Here is an 18,819-nt window from a genome sequence, read left to right on the forward strand (position 1 = left end):
GTTATGGCCATTAAATTCACGAAGATGCACGGTCTCGGCAATGATTTCATGGTCATTGACGCTATTCATCAAAAACCCGACCTACGCCCCGAAACCATCGCCCGCCTTGCGGCCCGTCATACCGGCGTAGGCTTTGATCAGTGCCTGGTTGTCGAAAACAGCAACCATCCGGACATTGATTTTTTTTATCGTATTTTTAATGCCGATGGTCATGAAGTCGGTCAATGCGGCAATGGCGCCCGCTGCCTGGCGCGTTTTCTCCACCATTATGGTTTAACGGATAAAAAGCGCTTGACGGTTGCCACGCCCACAACCCGCCTGCAACTTTTACTCAACGCCGACGATACGGTCACCGTGGATATGGGTAAACCCAGACTTAAACCTCAGGACATTCCTCTCTTTGCGGTGGAAAAATCATCGCTTTACCCTATTCCACTCTTCAGCGGCCAGGAACAGCTTGTGCATGCTGTCAATGTCGGCAATCCTCATGCTGTCATCGTGGTCGATGATGCAGGCCAAAGCCCCGTCGCGGTATTGGGTAAGGAAATTTGTGAGCATCGTCTATTCCCTGAACAGGTCAATGTTGGCTTTATGGAAATTATTAATCCACACCAAATCCGCTTACGAGTCTATGAACGCGGCTGCGGTGAAACCAATGCCTGCGGTAGCGGTGCTGTCGCCGCCGTCACCGCAGGCCGCCTTTTTCATCATCTTGAACCCACGGTCAAGGTCCATCTTAAAGGCGGTGAATTAACGGTAGACTGGCCTGATTTTGATAGTACCATTCAGCTGACTGGCCCCGCCGTCTTCGTGTATGAAGGAGTCTTGTTATGCGCATAGTCATTCTTGGCGCGGGACAGGTTGGCGGCACCCTGGCACGCAATTTAACCCGTGAAAATAATGACATCACCGTGGTCGACCTCGACGAAGAGCGCCTGCGGGAATTGCATCATCGCCTGGATATCCAGACAGTGCAGGGTTCCGCCGCGCACCCCAATATTCTCATTGCCGCCGGTATTGAACAGGCCGACATGCTGATTGCCGTCACCAACAGCGATGAAATCAACATGATGGGCTGTCAGATAGCCTATAGTTTATTCCGCACGCCGACGAAAATTGCCCGTATCCGATCGCAATACTATTTTGATTACCCGCAACTCTTTTGCAATGACCATGTACCGGTAGACGTGTGCATCAGCCCGGAAAAACTGGTTACCGAACACATTGAGAATCTCATCGATTACCCTGGCGCCACGCAGGTGCTTGATTTTGCCGACGGCCGGCTGTTGCTAATCACCATCAAACCCAAGCCGGGTGGGGTCATGGTCGGAAAAACCATTCAGCAGCTTTACCAACACCTGGAACTCATTGATGTCCGGGTTGTCGCTATTTTTCGCGGTAAAGAAACGTTAATGCCAGAAGAAAACTGCGAGATTAAAATCGATGACGATGTTTTGTTCATCGCCCCCCCGCAGGCTATCCAGCAGGTCTTGATTGCGCTTGGGCGGTATACTCACCCAAACCGCCGTATTATTATCGCCGGTGGAGGCCATATTGGGACGAAACTCGCACAAACCCTTGAAGATCGCTACCGCATAAAAGTCATTGACCATAACATGACACGCGCCATGGATCTTGCCGGGCAACTGAATAAAGGGACCGTTTTACAGGGCGATATCGCCGACCGCGATCTGTTGCTTAACGAAAACATTGAATTTACCGATGTATTTTGTGCCGTAACGAACGATGATGAAGCCAACATCATGTCCTGTCTTCAGGCAAAACGCCTGGGCGCCCGTCATACCATGGCCCTGGTTAACCGCAACGCTTATGTGGAATTGATTGAAGACAGCAGCATTGACCACGCTATCTCCCCGCAATTAATCACTATCGGTAGTATTTTGACCAAATTGCGGCGTGGCAACATGATTAAAGTCCATCGATTGAACAATGGGGAACAGGAAGCCATTGAATTGGTCATTCATGGTGACAGTCAAACATCGAAAGTCATTGGCCGGCAGCTCAGCGACATCGAATTACCGCAGGGCTGTACAGTCATGGCCGTGGTACGCGAAGATAAAATCATGATGAGTGAGCCTAAACTCACCCTTGAGGCCGGCGATCACGTGGTGATTTTGTTATTAAAGAAACGCTACCTGCGTCAGGTTGAATCGTTGTTTCAGGTCAGCTTAACTTTTATGAGCTAGGGATTTGACTTTACCATGCAAATTAAAACCATACTGCGCCTCATCGGTTTGTTGTTAATGATGTTCAGCTTCAGCATGGTGAGTCCCCTGCTGATTAATGTCATCTTTCATGAGGATTTCTGGAAACCTTTTGTCACGGCCTTTGCCTGCACGTTTTTTACCGGCGCCTTACTCGCCTTTTTGTTTAATAAGCAGCACACCGAACTTAAAATACGCGACGGGTTTCTGATTGTCGCCCTGTTTTGGGTGGTGCTGTGTTCCTTTGCTTCCCTGCCCTTCATTTTTGCCATCAGCCATCACGATCACAGCATCACAGATGCTATCTTTGAATCGGTTTCAGGCTTTACCACGACAGGTGCCAGCATCATTACCCAGTTGGAAACCCTGCCGCATGCGCTGTTGTTTTACCGTCAGCAACTGCAATTTTTGGGTGGTATGGGTATCGTGGTCCTGGCTGTGGCTATCCTCCCCATGCTGGGTGTGGGAGGTATGCAGCTTTATCGAGCCGAAACCCCTGGCCCGATGAAAGACAGCAAATTAACGCCGCGCATTGCCCAGACCGCCAAGGCACTATGGTCTATTTATGTCCTGTTGACCCTCCTGTGCATGCTCTGCTACTGGCTGGCCGGCATGGATTGGTTTGATGCACTGGGGGAAAGCTTTGCCACTGTATCCACTGGCGGCTTTTCCATGCATGACGCCAGTTTTGCTTACTATGATAGCGATTTAATTGAACTCATCGCCTGCCTGTTTATGTTGCTTGGCGGCTCCAGTTTCGCCCTGCATTTTATGATTCTCAAAAAACGGAGCCTTAAGCATTACTGGGAGGACGAAGAGTTTCGCAGCTACATCGCGTTTTTGATCATTGTCATTGGCTTTGTAACCTGGAGTCTGGTCATTAACGGCTTTTTTGATGAAAAACACCATGCCCTCATCAAGAGCACGTTCAATATTATCTCCATGGCCACAACGACCGGATTCGTTTCGGCTCCATTCAGCACCTGGCCCACTTACGTGCCGGTTTTAATTATGCTCGCCGCCCTCATTGGCGGTTGTGCTGCGTCAACCAGCGGCGGCATCAAAGTCATTCGCGCCCTGCTGATTTATAAACAAAGCCGGCGCGAAATATATCATCTGCTTCATCCCAACGCCATCATCCCCATCAAATTCGGCAAGCAGATTTTGCCGGAATCCATTCTGCAATCAATGTGGGGATTTATTTCCGTCTTTTTGGGGCTGTTTATTTTCCTGATGCTACTGTTCATGGCCTTGGGCAATGATTTTATAACCTCGTTTTCGTCCATGATTGCCGCCATGGCGAACGCGGGCGCAGGCTTGGGCGCGGTTAGTCAAAATTTTGCAGAACTAACCCGCGCCAGCAAATGGGTTCTGATTTTTGCCATGATCGCAGGCCGCCTTGAAATTTTCTCCCTGCTCATTATTTTTTCCCGCCAATTCTGGCAAAAATAAAAAACAGGCAGTTTTATCCATTAACATGGCAGATTGATTTTTTTTTTGAAGTCGTTATGCTGATGCTACTTGTCAAGGATTGAGCCGGTTCGCTAGTTAATTACTCGGAGCTCAAGGCACAGGAGGCCAATTCCATGGGCGAACAATTCTTTCGTGATTTTCTTTCAAAAAAAACCATTAGCGAATTACGCCAGCTTCTGCTCACCGAAAAGCCTTCCGTTAACGATCTGCAACAACTCATTACCCGGCTTGAAAAAGAGCAGGCGTTTGAACATCTGCGCATACTGCTGGTGCTTGTCACGGAGCAGGTGGATGAGGGGAACCAGAAAAAACAATTGTTGAATGGTTTAAATCGCATGTTATTGGCCCATGCCTGTCAACAAAATGAGGGGCAGGACATTTTAATCCGGCTTCATGAGTTAAACCAATTATCACCAGAGGACGAGACGCTGTGGTCTACGGTACTGGAAGAATTGCTGCAATGGATTAAGCAGCCACGGACCGCCGAAGAAATCAAAGCGGTACTAAGCAACCTGCCGCCGGCCATGTGTGAGAAATTTTATCAACGCCTGCTTGAAACTGCTTCGATGCAAGCCAATTGGGTCTCGTCCTTCATTCAGTTTGTCTTGTCGTCGGCCCAGGACCTCAAAAAAAGCCGGCACTTGGAGCGCTTGGCGCGGTGTTTGATTCTATCGCCTATCCCGTGTGAAACCCAGGAATTAAAATCGCTGAGCCTGTTATTAAGCACCACGCAGCTTATTGACGTAACCTTTCATTTACGCGCCCTCGCATCCACTTATGCCAGTAAAGACGCCCCCAGCCATTCATCGACAGTCAAGCACCTTTATTTAAATCATTACGAAGAATTGCTCATGTGTCTGACTATCCGGGCAACCGCATCGGAATCGGAGTATGAGGAATTAACAGAGAACAATGCGGAACTGGCTAATTTACTGATCACCAAGCGGCTGAAAATATTGGACTCTGTCGAGGAGAAACGGAACCTGGTTTTTAAATTGCTGAAAAACTGTGGGCAGTTCAATTGGCAGGACCGGCAGTTTCACGCCTTTATCCTTGGGCAGATTGTTGATGTTCTTCAGGCTCTGCCCCAGGATCAGGCGGCCCTCTGCTTCAGTCAATATTTTAAGTACCATCACAGCCGAAATGATTATGACGTCATTCGTCTGCTTGACGCGCTTTTTGAACGAAAATCTGATGATGCGATGATTCTCCATTGCCTAAAGCAACATCGTGATGATGATGATTTCTTTATCATCAATTACTTGACAGCGAGCAGAACACGCGACAATAAATTACTTCGCGGCTGCCTGGAGATGCTGGACGTCAGCCAGTTGCTTAATTTTTGTGGACCCCTTGCCGCCTTAGCCCATCTTTATCGCCACGAACAACCCTATTATCTCAAAATTTACTGTGAGCTGGTTATTCGCAAAATCACCTTGGCCAATACCGTAAAAAGCAGCTTTCCTGAACTGGCGGCCGCAATCCCTGATCAGGCATGGGAGGATATGGTTGATTTAATCTTTACTCAGTTAAAGGATCAGCCGCCATTAAGTTATGAATGGCTGATGGCCCTGCTTGGCAGCCGTGTGAACAAAGCGAAATTAATGCCTTATTGCCGCACGCTGTTGAGTCAGGGGATTTACGCATACCAAAAACTGGACCTTTTAAAACAATTTAGCTGCCAGGAATTATTTGATTTTTACCTCTACCTGGTGCGGAACCAGGCGCGCGAAGAAGAATTTGCCTGCTTTGTTGAGCTGTTCAAGGAAACCGACAGGCAAACGATATTGCTTTACATACTCTCGAACACCCCCCTTATCAGCCGCACGTTTCTTGGCAAACTGCTGGATTCCATCGAAACTAAAAATATCATTTATCTCGTGGAGTCACTGGTCGATTTGGCCGAGAAAGATGCCGAGTATAATACCACGCTTGAACAGTTGCTGCTTCATTTCTGCAACAGGCTGCAAACGACCTATGACAGCAAGGATCCCGTGCATCATTGGACTTTATGTCAAAATAGCCGCCTTATTGCTGCCCGGTTGCTCTTAAGCCCTGCCTGTTTTCTTTCGCTATGCTCACGCTCCTCTTATCTGCAAAATTTCACCCCTTCCCTGCTGCAGGGAATTGTCTGTCAGAGCGTGGCGGCTGATTTGAAACTAAGAATAACCCGGGTTTTGGATATCGCGCAATTAACTGCCGAATCAGCCGATACCATTGTACTCAATTTACTCAGCCATTTTCGCGAATCCCCAACCGTTCTGCATGAGCTCTTTAGCCACTTATCGCTCGTTGAAAGCAGTTTAAGCGAGGAAGGGAAAAAAAATTATGCTTACCTAAAGTCAAGTTGCTGGGCTTTGTTAAAATCGAAAGAACAGGATAAAGCCCTTTATGAAGACGGGGTGGTTAACACCCTGCTTACATCGCAATTGGCTGCCCCGCATCGTTTTGATGGCGTATTGACCACGCTGGCCAATAACCTTGCCAACAACAAAGACGTGCATCTCAGTGCCCTGTATCTGCTCCAGATTGAGCCTAAGAATTTTGACCAGATTAAACCGGATGTCCTGGTATCTGTTTTACTGCACTCCATGGACGAGAAAACACTGGAAAACTGGAAAAAAACCACTCAGTATTTGTTGACTCAGACACCTGAAAAAGCCACGGCCTTTGTGCAACTGCTGGTCAGTGAATTAACGAAAATCAAGAATAATCCATTACTGATTAATCAGGGTGTCCAGTTTATCAGTCAATTCCCCCAATTTGAGAGCCTGCTGCCTTTATTCGATGACGACGTGTTGCAATGGCTTGTTCGCGAGAGCAGTGAGGAATACCTAAAGAACCATTTTAGCACCTGGCTTGGTAAGCTGAGTGAAACAGGGCGTCTGCGGGAGATTGCACTGGGGCCCTTAATTTCTCTGCTGCCAGCCGATCCGCAATGGCTTAACAGCTTATTGCAGCAGAGTATTTTAAGCCCCTTCTTGCCGGCGATATTTATCGAATTTACCCGCCACGAGCGGTGCGACGTGCATTGCATCAGTCTCTATCAACAAATTAATAAACTCAGTGCCCCTGAAAAACGCAAAGCCATTGACTATATGCAAGGGCATTTGGGGCAATCGGGGCATCGGCTATCGATCGCCGCCCCGGTTTTAACCATGCTCATCCTTGATTTAACCGATATTCAGTTTCATAGCCAGAGCGACAAACGCCTGATTCTTCAGCAATTGAAACTCTTTCACCAGTGGACGAGTCATCATGATGAAAATCCTCATTTTATCAAAGAGCTGGAAAATCAACTGTTTAATATCATTAATTTTCTAAACGAACGCGATATCCAATGGACCCGATACATTTTGAGCGATCAGGCCTTTGCCGCGCTTGCCTTATCCTGCCTGGCCAGCGCCGAGGCGAAAACCATCGATCGCCACCCGTTCACAACGCTGCTGCTGAATCATATGACCGCAACGTTCCATCCTTCCCTGACCAAAAACCGGATTTTCCAGAATTACATTAAACAGTTATTGCTTAATCCGCCGGCAATGCTTAAAGACGACCAATTTACCCTGCTTTTTGATAAGCTCAATGCTGAGGAAGGCAGGCAGCTTGCACTTGATCTGCTCAGGCGGCCAGCGCTTGAAGATGTGCAATGGTCTGCGCTGCTCACCTTGTCTCGGGCGCTATCGGTTGATGAATTATTTGCAATTTACGAAAAAAGTAAAACCCGTTTTGTATTTGTCGACCTGATAGTCCGTGACCCGCAAGGGATTGGCCGGCTTCATAAGGAGCAAAAAAAATCATTATTGGACAATCTTGACTCCGGTAAACAGCTCTTGCGGATTTTAGACAGCCAAACCAGTATTGACAGTAAATTAGAATTCGTTGCCGCCCTGTTTGCCTATTTAGCCTATACCAATACGTCACTCGAAACCTGGCTTAGCCGACTGAATGTCGACGGCCAGACCTTAGCCGCACTGGCCAACTACACCAGCCAGGAAGCCCATCAAATGCAATTGCGGCAATTGATTGAGCACAATTCGTATCGCCAATATGAAATCAGGCATTATCTTAATCAGCCGACGCTCGATATGCCGCTTAATCCTGAAGGACTGCTGCATCATTTTGTAAAAAACCTCTGGCTTCATCCGGAGCAGGGTCACTGGGGTGACCCTGCGTTGCTTAAAAGCCTTGATCTTCGCACATTGAAAAGTACGTTAAAAATACAATCCCTTTATCTGTCGCACCGACACCACCTGCAAACGTTTTTTGAGCCCTTTGCTAACAGCCATGAAGTCGCAACTGAGACGCTGGCCGCCGCCCGTTGGGTGCATCGCCTGCCATTGCTGGGTAAGGGCTTGCTAGACATTATTCATCACTACCTCGATGGTGCTGATCAAGACGTAAAAATCGCCATTGAAGACACCAAACTCTATAATCAGTTGATAAAGCCACTGTTGGAGTGCTCATCTCCGCAGGAATTATTTGAGACCCAGCTAAACGAGCTTTATCCTTTATTAAATGATTACATGAAGGTATTGCCTACGGGTAATCAACACCGAAAGTGGGTACAAAACACCGTCAATCGCTATGAGTTCAGCCTTCAAACGATGGAACAGGCCACATCAACCCGGATTCATAACCTCTTTCTCCCAAGCTGTCATTTAGGAAAAATCACCAAAGGCCGGATTGTTCGATTACATACTGAAACCATAAATCATCTCATTCATATTGAACCAAAGCCTTTCCCGAATACCAGTCTGCCCGACTTATTGGCCATGAGCGCCAGCCATCCGCTGTTATGGAAGGATAAAGAAATGCAAGCCTGGCTTCTTGATCATTGTCTCTTTTCAGCGCTCGGGCGAAGCACGATTGACAATACCCTAATCCATACCTTATTGAGCAGCTTTGAACCCTCTGAATTTGCAGCGAAAATGCGCGAAATAAAGCAAAAAATGGATAAATATCACGATTGTTTCGTCTTTCTTCGTGAATTAAGAAAGGAAGTCAATCTATCTGAGTTGGTTATTTTTTTATTAAAACAAGAGCAATCAAAGCTGAGCCATCTCCTTCAAGCCTGTGAGTTTGCTGATCTGGGTTACCTCTCAGAGATTTTGCTACTGGTTTTGTACAGTAAGCGGCTGCGCTTAAATCCAGCCCAGATTGAAGGCTTACTGCCTTTACCCTCAATCAAGCCTCACGTACTGGAATGGATCCAGCAAGACCTTTTAAAAATGGATGGGGTAGCATCCTCGCTGGCTAGTCAACATCACTGCATCGAGCAGGAAGGATTTAAGTATCGTGCGGATAATAAAAACACAGCCCGACTCCATGCCCTGACTACCTCAACGATACGCCAAACCAGCCCTCTCGATTTCTATGCGACACTCAACAGCTACGTGGCTGTCTTTGAGAAAACATTTGATGAAGAAAGCCGGGTAGCGTTTACGAAACTACTGGTGCATCTCCTGAATGAGGAAAAAAACCCGGGAGTCGTTTTATCCCACTTAAGCCCAAAATTGCTTGAGCTGGTCATCCACTACGTCCTGGATCAGGAGGGTAAACCTGTCTTTCTTCTGGAACAATTGGCTCTGCATGGGCATGCACAAAAATGCCAGACCGTTGCCAAAGCCAGACTGCAGCGTCTGTTGACCGACAAATTGCAAATTGAACCAGCGCCCGACAACATGGCGGATTTGTCTCTTGAGCAATGGGGCAAGCTGCCCGAATGCGGATTGGAGGCGTTGCTACGTATTCAACACCTCTTGTATCTCATTGAGCCTGCGGCAGATTTACTCCCCTGGCGCAAACACCATGCGGACATTAAACCCCGTGTGCGGGCCAGCTTTAGTGCGGATGCGAGTCTGTTTGGATTACTCACACGGCTTGAGCAGGAAGCGCAACGGCTTTATGCCAATAAACAATTGGCGCCTGAAGCGCGTGAAAACCTGCGTTCTGCTTTTGCTTTTTTAAAGCGGGAAAACAAAAGCATGGCTTATCTGTCGATGGAAAATTATCCGCAAAAAAGCCAATTCGCGGAACCGGCGGTGAATCAGCATTACTATGCATTGTTTGCGTTTTTAGGGGAGAGGCCTGAGTCGCTGGTTGATGGGTTTATCGAATGGCTGGTCGCTCTTTCACCCGCAATGCTCGATAAGCAACCGCCATTAAGCGCATTATTGCAGGACATCAGCCATAAACAACTATTGAAAGAACTCTCCGAGCGTCTGGCCAAGCACGCGCTTCAGCCGACTCAGGCCAGGTGGATTTACGCACAACTCAAATCATGTTCCGTACACCGGGAGCAACTCATTGATGTGGCCAGTAAAGCCTTTGACTGGCAATGGCTTAAAGAAGAAATTAAAACGGCCTCCATGCCTGATTCACTCCATCTGTTTCAAGCCACGCTGAGTCATGCGCGGCATGAAGAGGCCATTCTTGCCACACCCCAAACACAGCTGGCTTTTTTAAAATTACTTGCGACTTTAAAGTTTCCAGCGAATGAGCTGATTCATCTTCTAAAAAATACCCCTCCCGCCTTGCGCTCTCTTCTGGCTATCCATCTGCTCAGCCGCAAGGATTATCTTGAAAAATTAAGCGGTGAAGGGCTGCTTCAGCCATTAAGCAATCTGCCGGCCCTGCCCCTGCCCCGTCGCTTGCAGAGCCTCACCCAGGTCATCGACATGAACAGGCTGACGAGCGATTTGCTGCTGGATTTGAGCGATGAATCCGCCGCCAGTCTATTTTGCTCGCCTCCGCATTTTCATTGCTTTTCGGAAGCCTCTGTCACCTTGCTGCTTAAACGGTTAAACACCCCGCCACGCGATAATCTGATTCGCTATTGGCTAAATCATTACGCCAACCAGCCCAATTCAGCATCCCCTTTGATTGCCTTAGCCAATGCATTTGTCAAGCCGGTACTGACTACCTTTGGCGAAATGGATCCAGGAAAACGACGTCCCCTGCTGATGATCCTGATTGAAAAACATCACCTGCTATCAGACGGCAGCAAATTAAATGGCCTGGTGAACTGTTGCGATGAAACGCATTTGGCCTATGCCTTGCAATTGTATCTTCATGGCCGTCAGGACATGCAGTCTTTAATTGATTTGATAAAAAATTTATTAGCTGCAATGGACCTGCAGACATTATCCTCACCAACGCTGCAATTATTGATTCGAGTAACGGAAGACAGCCATTTTACGGATCTTCAGGCTCGATTAAGCTCAGCAACCAGTGACTATCTCCGCGAAAATGCCCTCAAAGGCAACTGCCGTATCTTTTACGATGACGGGGTTCTCTCAATCCAGCGTTTGCGCAAACCCCTGCTTGATGAAAACATGGAAAAAAAGAAAGCCAACCGCAATTTTTTAAGCGCATTATTCACACCGGCCAACAACGAACCGACTGAATCCCCGTCAGCGAACGAACCACCCCTGTTTAACGAAATGAAAGAAGGGTTTAACCCCTTGCTGTCCATTGATTATTTTCTAATTCATTACCGCAATAATGACGATGGTTTAAAGCAGTTAATGAACGATTATTTGCACTATTGCAACCAGGAAAAACAGGTTCACCATCTGCATGCAGCCGCCTGGTTAATGAATCAAACCAGCATGAAACCCGCTTTACGCAAAATCCTGTTTGACAGCTTCTGGAGACACCCCAAGGTCGTGGATGCAAAAATTGCAGCCTGCCTCCTTAATTACGATGCCATCAAAGTGGTCAAACGACTGGGCCTGCAAAAAAAATATCAGGAATTATCCAGCTTGTGCATCCAGAGTTTATCTTATCTCGATTCTTATTCAGACGCAGCCTCCATTGTCCGACTCGCCAGGCAAGAAGCTGATTTTGAACAGGCTTTAAGCACAACCTCCTTCTTCTTACGGGAATGGCGCATCTGGTTCAGGCGTTGTCTTTTTTATGGATTCAGCGGCTGGTTTGTTCCTAAAAAGCCACAATTTGTTACGCCTTTCGATGACGATCCCCCTCGTCTGGAACTGGTATTCCCAGACAGTCCTGTCGACAAAAAGGAACCGCCCAAAACGCATGACAAATCGTTGATTGAGCGGCTTCATCACCTTCAAAGCGATGCCTCACTGGACGAATTGTCGGAATTTACAGATGCGCTGGTAATCTATGATTGGCAGGCGCAGAAACCGGATGAATTAAAGGTACGCGAAAAAGTGGACCTGCTTTTCAGTGAATTACTGAAACGGGATAAACAACTTGATTTTTCGCCCTGGCTCTCGCACAACAAGGACGTTTTTATCAGAAACCGTAAAACATTGCTTGGCTTCTACAGTCAGAACGGTGACGGGGAAGCCCTGCACCGCCTGTTAAAAAAAGCCGCGGACGAATTGCCTTCATTTAAACCCCTGGTGGATGAATGGTTCACCACCGCAGCGCCCCCATTGCAGGCAACAGGCAGCGTGGTATCGGCTGATAACAAACCCGCGGATCCTGGTCTTGTAGGTCATTTGATCGCGGCAACTATGAATGCGGTTGTCGGCCTACCCCATTTGCCCAAATTATTATTCTGGGGCCCTGGAACCGCCACGAAACCGGTTGAACTTAACCCGTCAAATCAGAGTACGCTGTCTTAACCTTACGAAAAAGATATTATTTCGCCAACAGGATAACAAAACCACCAAAATGTTTATTTATTTCTAATATTGGAATATAATCACCCACCTTGGTATTTTTACCATTTTCTTTTGGATAAAAAACAAGATCTTAACGGAGTTTAACGTATGAACCCATTTAAATTATTGGTATTAATTTTTCTTTTCTCCTCGGCAGTTTATGCCTCATCTGGGCATAATGAAAAATTCAACGGCACCGCGCTGCTTGCCAGTCAGGTTGTTGAAGGGAGTTCCTCACTCTTCACTCACGAAGAAATTAGGGTCACTGCGGTAAAAAAAGCAGGTAATACCACGTACATCACCCTCAAAGCCCCGGATCAACAATCAACAGCCACCCTGGCTATCCCCACGCTCGCACCTGAGCAATTACCTCTCGTTGCAGGACAGGTCTTACAGGTAACCAGCAATGCCGGTACCTATGTGCTTTATGCCGCAGGTCAGCTTGTGGCGGTTCTTCCCCACGAATTTAATAAAAACCTGACTTTAAAAGCCCACGCTTGAATCAACCCCGGCCAGTCCGGGGACTCTTTCATGCCATTAAATTTTGCTTTTTTAAAGAATATTAACTATTTTTAATCACACTGAAAAAATTATCAATCCTCAGTGCAAAAAATAACTAAAGGAGAACACGATGAATAAGGATATTTTTCAAGGCCGTTGGGAAGAAGTAAAAGGCAAAATGAAACAAGCCTGGGGCAAATTAACTGATGACGATTTACAGGCTATCGAAGGCAATCAACAGGAAATTTATGGCAAACTGCAGCAACGTTACGGTTATAACCGTGAACAAGCTGAAAAAGCCATTAAAGATTTCCAAAATCGTTATCATTAATTGAATAGTCAGTACAAGGAGAGTCACGATGAAAATGATACCTGTTGTTTTTGCCGGCGTCATGCTGGCAGTAACCAGTGTTTATGCAGCCAATACAGACATGACGTCCAATTGGGTCTGCACAACCAATGCCAGCAGCAGCGATGTCGAGGCGGATAAAGCAGCCGACAAGCAAATGGCTGATAATGCCCGCGCGGCTGATGAAGCGTTTAATTTTGCCGGCCAACATTGCCGTGACTGCACAAAAATTACCTGTGAAGTCAAAAATTAATCTCCCCTGTCTTCCATCCTTCTTGAGGATGGAAGCCTTTCAGCGTCCATTTTACCCCGTTTTACGTGATAACCTCTCTTGATGACTCAATACCCGGCTAAACATCGAACTTTGCTTAAACTTAACAAAATAGATTTTGATAAATGAACTTGCATGACATAAGGTTATGTTAGTGGTAGTTGTTCCTGCTCGGCTAACAAGACAACGCCAGGAGGTCTGATTCGACCCGCCGTGAGCCAGCTTACCTTGAGTAAGACGCCTAAAGCGAGTCATGTGGCATCCACTTTGTGACTAGAACTGCTGCAGGACAACTTTCCACATTCTGGCATCTTGCACGCTCTACCGATTATACTCTCCTTTTGTTCTAATGATTTCGCTATGACTGAATCGAATAAACCCTATCGTAAACTCTGGCGCTCAAGACGCGACAGGCCAATTGCCGGCGTTTGTGGGGGGCTTGCTGATTATTTTGGACTTGATCCATTCTGGATGAGGGCAGCTTTTGTGCTGCTTTTTTTCCTGGGCGGCTCTTCCCTGCTAATCTATGTCATAATGTGGTTGCTGATTCCGCTCGAACCTAAGGACTGGCGTTAGCCGTACGTCCATGGCTGACCGGCTCTTTTAACTTCCAGCGTTTATGAAACCAGAGCCATTGCTCCGGATGAGCCAGAATCATGCGCTCCAGAGCCTGATTATAGACCAGGGTATTGCGGTAAATGGATTCCTGGGTGGTGCCGTAGTCTGTCCACACCAAGGGTTCAAAAAATTCAAGCACATGGCGACCATTGGGAAGCCGATAGGACGCGGCTGGCACAACTGGAACGCCGGTATGCCGCGCGAAACTGGCCAGACTGCGGTAAGTCCCAGCCTTTTTACCAAAGAACTCCACCGCCACGCCATCGCGGTTCTCAACATAGGCGTGTTGATCCAGAACAAAAATGACCGCATGGTTTTTCTCCAGCGCATCACAAACCTGTTCCAGCGAGTTTTTACTGGGAATAACATTTAAACCGGCGCGGTAATACCGGCTGAACATCATCCTTTCAATCCACTTATTGCCCAAGGTTTTCCGAATAAAATGAAACTGCCCCTGAAAGCGTTTGAAATTCAATACCCCGCCAATGGGGGCAAATTCCCAACTGCCGAAATGGCCGGTCAATACCAACACCCCTCGCTGATTCGCCACCACATTCAACATGTGCTCATGCCCGCGCACTTCTACCCGTTCTTGCAGTTTTTTTTCGCTCATAAAGCGCAACAGCAGGGTTTCTTTGAGGGAAGCGGCCAAATGCCCATAAAAGGCTTTCGCCAAGTGTTTCTTTTGCTTTTCTGTTAATTGATTGGCAAACACCTGGTTGATATTGGCCATGACGATACGCCGCCGATACGGCAGGCAGTAGTAGATAAACCGCCCAGCCAACGTGGGTTTCAAGGCATCAATTTTTTGGGCTACGTCATTCACAGGCTTTAATCACCACACAGGCATTCATGCTGGCAAAGCCACGGTTAATTAATACGGCATGGCGCGCCTGCGGCAAAGAACGGGTTTGCTGATCAATGTTTAAATCAGCACAGGCTTGAGAAACCGCTGTCAAATTAGCAATACCCGGAACGCATTGATTTTTAAGTGCCATCACCGTTAACACCGTATCAATCATGCCGGAAGCGCAAATCGTATGCCCCATCGCCCATTTAAACGCCGTAACCGGCACCTGTTGTCCAAATACCTGGGTAATTGCCTGCGCCTCGCTGATGTCGGATTTCTTGTTGCCGTTGCCATGCGCTGCGACAAAATCTATTTGCTGGGCATCCACCCGGGCTTGCTGCAAGGTATTCTGAAGAAGCGCTGCCAAATGAGCACCGTCCTCTTGCAAGGAGAAAAGGCCGGATGCTTCCGTGCCTGACAAGCCGCCTGCAATTTCCGCGTAACAGGTTGCTGCGCGCGCGGCGGCGCTGGCTTCGCTTTCGAGAACCACAGCCGCCGCCCCTTCAGCCAGGATAGTGCCATCGTGCTCTGCATCAAAGGGTTTCAAATGCCTGGGACTGACCACGCCAAGTTTCTCATAATAATACAAGGCCTGCGGTTCTATACCCATATCGTAGGCCACCACCACCGCACGTTCAGCCTGCCCGCTTTGAATGGCATGGAATGCTTCCAGCAAAGCCTGGGTACCGCCCACGGCATGGTTAGTGACGTTGTGGTTAGGGCCTTTAAAGCCATAGGTTATGCCGGTATAAGCCAGTACATTATTCGGTAAAATACGCAGTAACCACATGGGGTGAACTTCGTTAAACAACTGCGCGGCGAATTGCTGCATGTTGCCGCCCGATTTAGCTAACAACGGCAAGAAATCGTACTGCTGGAAATATTTATTTCCAGGCGACCCAACATACACACCGGTTTGTTCATCAAAAGCCGCGGCTGAAGCCAGTGCGTCGCGGTAAGGGATCATCTGGCTATGCTCAACCGCCTGCACGGCCGCATTAATTCCCATGACATCCTGACGGGAAATGACTTTCATCAGCTTGCGGTCCGGCAACATCTTAGCCGGCTGAAAGTGTTTCAGTTCTCCACCTAAAGACGCAGGCCAACCGGCAAGATCCCACTGGGTAATGTGATCAATACCGCTTTGACCAGCAAACACTGCATCCCACGTGGCCGCGGCTGTGTCGCCCGAAGCCGTCAGCGCGCTGTACCCGGTAATAAAAACACGATTAGTCATGAGCCGCTCCTCCAAATTCCGGGTGCTTAAAGAGCAGGCTGCTGTTTGAGCCACCAAATCCGAACGAATTGGATAATACCACACCCACCGCTTTTTCACGCGGTCCGTCCACCACATAATCCAGATCGCAGTCGGGATCCGGGGTTGTTAAATTCGCTGTTTTGGGGATGTAGCCATGATGAATGGATAAAACCGATAAAACCGCTTCCAGTGCCCCGGCCGCTGCAATCAAATGACCGGTTTGGCTTTTGGTCGAACTGGTCGGCAGCGTGCGGGCGCCTTCCTTGAAAACGGCTTTGATGGCGTTGGTTTCGCTCAAATCATTCATTTTCGTTGATGTGCCGTGGGCATTGATATAATCCACATCGGAGGGTTGCACGCCGGCATCCTGCAAGGCCCGCTCAATGGCCTGTATGGCCCCATCACCATTGGGGTGTGAATCGGTAATGCGGTAGGAACTCAAGGAATTCCCTTCGCCTGCCAATTCAGCATAAATCCGCGCCCCGCGCTGTTTAGCTTTCTGCCATTCCTCAAGAATCAGAAAAGCCGCCCCCTCGCCCAGAACAAACCCATTGCGGGTGGCATCGAATGGCCGGCTTGCAGACTCAGGCGTCTCATTGTAAGTGGACAACGCCCCCAACAGGCAAAAACTGGAGAGGCCTAAGGGATTAATCATCGAGTCAAACCCGCCGGCGAGGATATAATCCGCCTCGCCGCGACGTATGGCCTGCATCGCCAGGCCCAAGGCCTGACCGCCTGAGGCACAGGCCGTGTGCACCGACGTGGCATAACCCTCGATACCAAATTGTTGAATAAGCAATGACAAGCCGGAGTTGGAAGTCGTTTGGCCAAAATCGGCAAGGCGATAGAAATCGCGGGCATTGTCTTCAAGCTGCGGCCAGTTAATTTCCCCCTGCGTGGCGCATGCACGCTGGAAACGATGCAGGTAGTCGAACTCAGCAGTCATCATGCCACTGCCGGCAACCACACCCCAGCGTTTGGCATTGTGCTTTTCAGGCATGATACCAGCATCCTGAAAAGCCTGAGCTGCCGCATGCAAGGCATATTGCGTAAACGGCATGGCAAAGCGGCTGTGTTTTCCCTGCAGGGACGCCTCTGGCGTAAACGATTTAACTTCAGCAGCAATGTAGGTTGGAAAGCCGCTGGCATCAAATTGCCTGATTTCAGCAATTCCGGATTGTCCAGCCATCAGGTTAGACCAGGTGGCCGCCACATCGTTACCCAGCGGAGAAACCACACCCAAACCGGTAATGGCTACACGTCGTTTATTCATTATCAATTACCTTCTGTGGTCATCACGACTTCTAAAACACAAACCCGCCGGCCATCGACTTCACTGCGATAACTTAAAATCAATTGATGTTCATCCCGATGTTTGACTTTGAGATGGCAAACCAGGCGATCGCCGGGCTGAACGAATTCATTCATTTTGATCCGGCGCAATTCAACCACCCGATAGGTCACGGGGAAAGCCGCCTGCGCGATGAATTCACGGGCAAGATTGAGCTTGCACTCGAGCAAGACCGTCATGGGCAGTACCGGTTTTCGGGGAAAATGATCGGGAAAATAGGCGGCTGAGCGGCTAATTAATTTTTCAGCCATCATTTCAATGCCGGGCTCTGACGCAAGAATGCGATCGAAGGCCATGCAGGTTGTGGGCGCCACGGCGCGGGCAAGCGTCGCCTGCGGGCTTTCCGGCGCGGGTTGCCATTCCCCGGGTCGATTAATTTCGGCAAACTGGCTGCGGACTTCGTCCTCGGAAATGAAACGCTCCATCGGCAATAGAGGACCCAAGGCCCCTTCAACCTTAAAAATAATTTCACCCTGAACGCTGGCCTGGCTGTGATATTGTACAGAACTCTCATCGAGCCGCTCGATAAACGATTCAAGCAACAGGGTTTCGCCCACATAAGCGGGGCGAAGCGGACGAGCGCTGGCCACCACCCCGGCAACCGGCCTGGCCGTAAATTGATTCATGGCCATGACATTCCAGGCGGCCAACTGGCCCAAGGTTTCGCCGATGAGCGAGGACGCAAAGCACAGCTTGCCTTTATCATCCTGCACCAGGTAAGCGTCATCGCAGGTGACATGCTTCACACCGCGAACCCATTCACCCGGGACAAGCTCAAGAATTCTATCAACAAATAAAAAGCGCATCAGGCCACTGTTTCAGTTGCTTTTTGATCATTGACCGCCGCAACAACCAATTTACAAAACGTCTCGACTGTAAACAGCATGGGAATTTCATTGACTTTCAGATTGGTTTTAAAATGTTCGGCCGGCACTTCGCTTAAATAATTCTTCAAGGCCTGCATGCCTTTAACCGTTAACACGCCGCCTTTTTCAAACTCGTCTTCCGCTAAATCGCCGCGGGCATTTTTTTCCAGCTGGCCGCGCGGGATTTTGATATTAAATTCTTTTTCGAGTTGGAAAACCAAATCCAGAAAATCGATGGATTCCGCGCCCAAATCAGCAATCAAACGGCTTTGTTTAGTCACGTCTTCTTCATCGATGACCAGGACGTCTGCGATAATTTCCCTGACCTTGGGGTACACGCTGTCTACATTCATGTTCTATCCTCAGAGCTCATCTAGTTAGAAAAACTCCAGAGTATATCATAATTTTTTCATTG

General features: G+C 48.3%; 13 protein-coding genes. 8 read left to right on the forward strand and 5 right to left on the reverse strand.

All coding sequences use genetic code 11. The features are described 5' to 3' along the window. The first annotated feature begins 3 nt into the window (after nt 1-3). The 8 genes from dapF to Lery_RS07160 all read left to right on the forward strand — a co-directional run bounded on the left by dapF (nt 4) and on the right by Lery_RS07160 (nt 14,037). On the forward strand, nt 4-840 hold the full coding sequence (dapF, locus tag Lery_RS07125; RefSeq protein ID WP_058526576.1) for a diaminopimelate epimerase: 837 nt from the start codon (nt 4-6) through the stop codon (nt 838-840). Then, on the forward strand, nt 831-2,207 hold the full coding sequence (trkA, locus tag Lery_RS07130) for a Trk system potassium transporter TrkA (RefSeq protein WP_058526577.1): 1,377 nt from the start codon (nt 831-833) through the stop codon (nt 2,205-2,207). The genes dapF and trkA overlap by 10 nt, the downstream gene beginning before the upstream one ends. Before the next feature lie 15 nt (nt 2,208-2,222). Continuing rightward, on the forward strand, nt 2,223-3,677 hold the full coding sequence (locus Lery_RS07135) for a TrkH family potassium uptake protein (RefSeq protein WP_058526578.1): 1,455 nt from the start codon (nt 2,223-2,225) through the stop codon (nt 3,675-3,677). A gap of 134 nt (nt 3,678-3,811) precedes the next feature. Then, complete coding sequence (locus Lery_RS07140; protein WP_058526579.1) at nt 3,812-12,301, forward strand: hypothetical protein; 8,490 nt, start codon at nt 3,812-3,814, stop codon at nt 12,299-12,301. A gap of 147 nt (nt 12,302-12,448) precedes the next feature. Then, nucleotides 12,449-12,841 (forward strand): hypothetical protein, encoded by a 393-nt coding sequence (locus Lery_RS07145; protein ID WP_058526580.1) that lies wholly within the window; start codon nt 12,449-12,451, stop codon nt 12,839-12,841. Between the two features lie 130 nt (nt 12,842-12,971). Next, entirely contained in the window at nt 12,972-13,172 is a 201-nt protein-coding gene (locus tag Lery_RS07150; protein WP_058526581.1) for a CsbD family protein, read from the forward strand. 28 nt (nt 13,173-13,200) lie between these two features. After that, complete coding sequence (locus Lery_RS07155) at nt 13,201-13,443, forward strand: hypothetical protein (RefSeq protein WP_058526582.1); 243 nt, start codon at nt 13,201-13,203, stop codon at nt 13,441-13,443. A gap of 378 nt (nt 13,444-13,821) precedes the next feature. After that, the gene (locus Lery_RS07160; RefSeq protein WP_058526583.1) at nt 13,822-14,037 is read left to right on the forward strand and encodes a PspC domain-containing protein; all 216 of its coding nucleotides are present in this window, start codon (nt 13,822-13,824) and stop codon (nt 14,035-14,037) included. On the opposite strand, the gene Lery_RS07165 is transcribed toward Lery_RS07160, so the two are convergent. From Lery_RS07165 to Lery_RS07185, 5 genes are read right to left on the reverse strand one after another with little or no spacing between them, the layout of a single operon-like run. Next, nucleotides 14,021-14,905 (reverse strand): lysophospholipid acyltransferase family protein, encoded by an 885-nt coding sequence (locus tag Lery_RS07165; protein ID WP_058526584.1) that lies wholly within the window; start codon nt 14,903-14,905, stop codon nt 14,021-14,023. The two genes, Lery_RS07160 and Lery_RS07165, sit on opposite strands and share 17 nt — an antisense overlap. Next, nucleotides 14,898-16,166, reverse strand: a complete 1,269-nt coding sequence (locus Lery_RS07170; protein ID WP_058526585.1) for a beta-ketoacyl-[acyl-carrier-protein] synthase family protein — start codon at nt 16,164-16,166, stop codon at nt 14,898-14,900. The genes Lery_RS07165 and Lery_RS07170 overlap by 8 nt, the downstream gene beginning before the upstream one ends. Then, nucleotides 16,159-17,460, reverse strand: a complete 1,302-nt coding sequence (locus Lery_RS07175; RefSeq protein ID WP_058526586.1) for a beta-ketoacyl-[acyl-carrier-protein] synthase family protein — start codon at nt 17,458-17,460, stop codon at nt 16,159-16,161. Before Lery_RS07175 ends, Lery_RS07170 begins: the two co-directional genes overlap by 8 nt. A 2-nt stretch (nt 17,461-17,462) precedes the next feature. Beyond that, on the reverse strand, nt 17,463-18,344 hold the full coding sequence (locus Lery_RS07180) for a 3-hydroxyacyl-ACP dehydratase FabZ family protein (RefSeq protein WP_058526587.1): 882 nt from the start codon (nt 18,342-18,344) through the stop codon (nt 17,463-17,465). Further along, complete coding sequence (locus Lery_RS07185; RefSeq protein ID WP_058526588.1) at nt 18,344-18,757, reverse strand: acyl carrier protein; 414 nt, start codon at nt 18,755-18,757, stop codon at nt 18,344-18,346. Before Lery_RS07185 ends, Lery_RS07180 begins: the two co-directional genes overlap by 1 nt. Nucleotides 18,758-18,819: the final 62 nt, after the last annotated feature.

The organism is Legionella erythra (genome assembly GCF_001467615.1).
Lineage (GTDB): Bacteria > Pseudomonadota > Gammaproteobacteria > Legionellales > Legionellaceae > Legionella_C > Legionella_C erythra.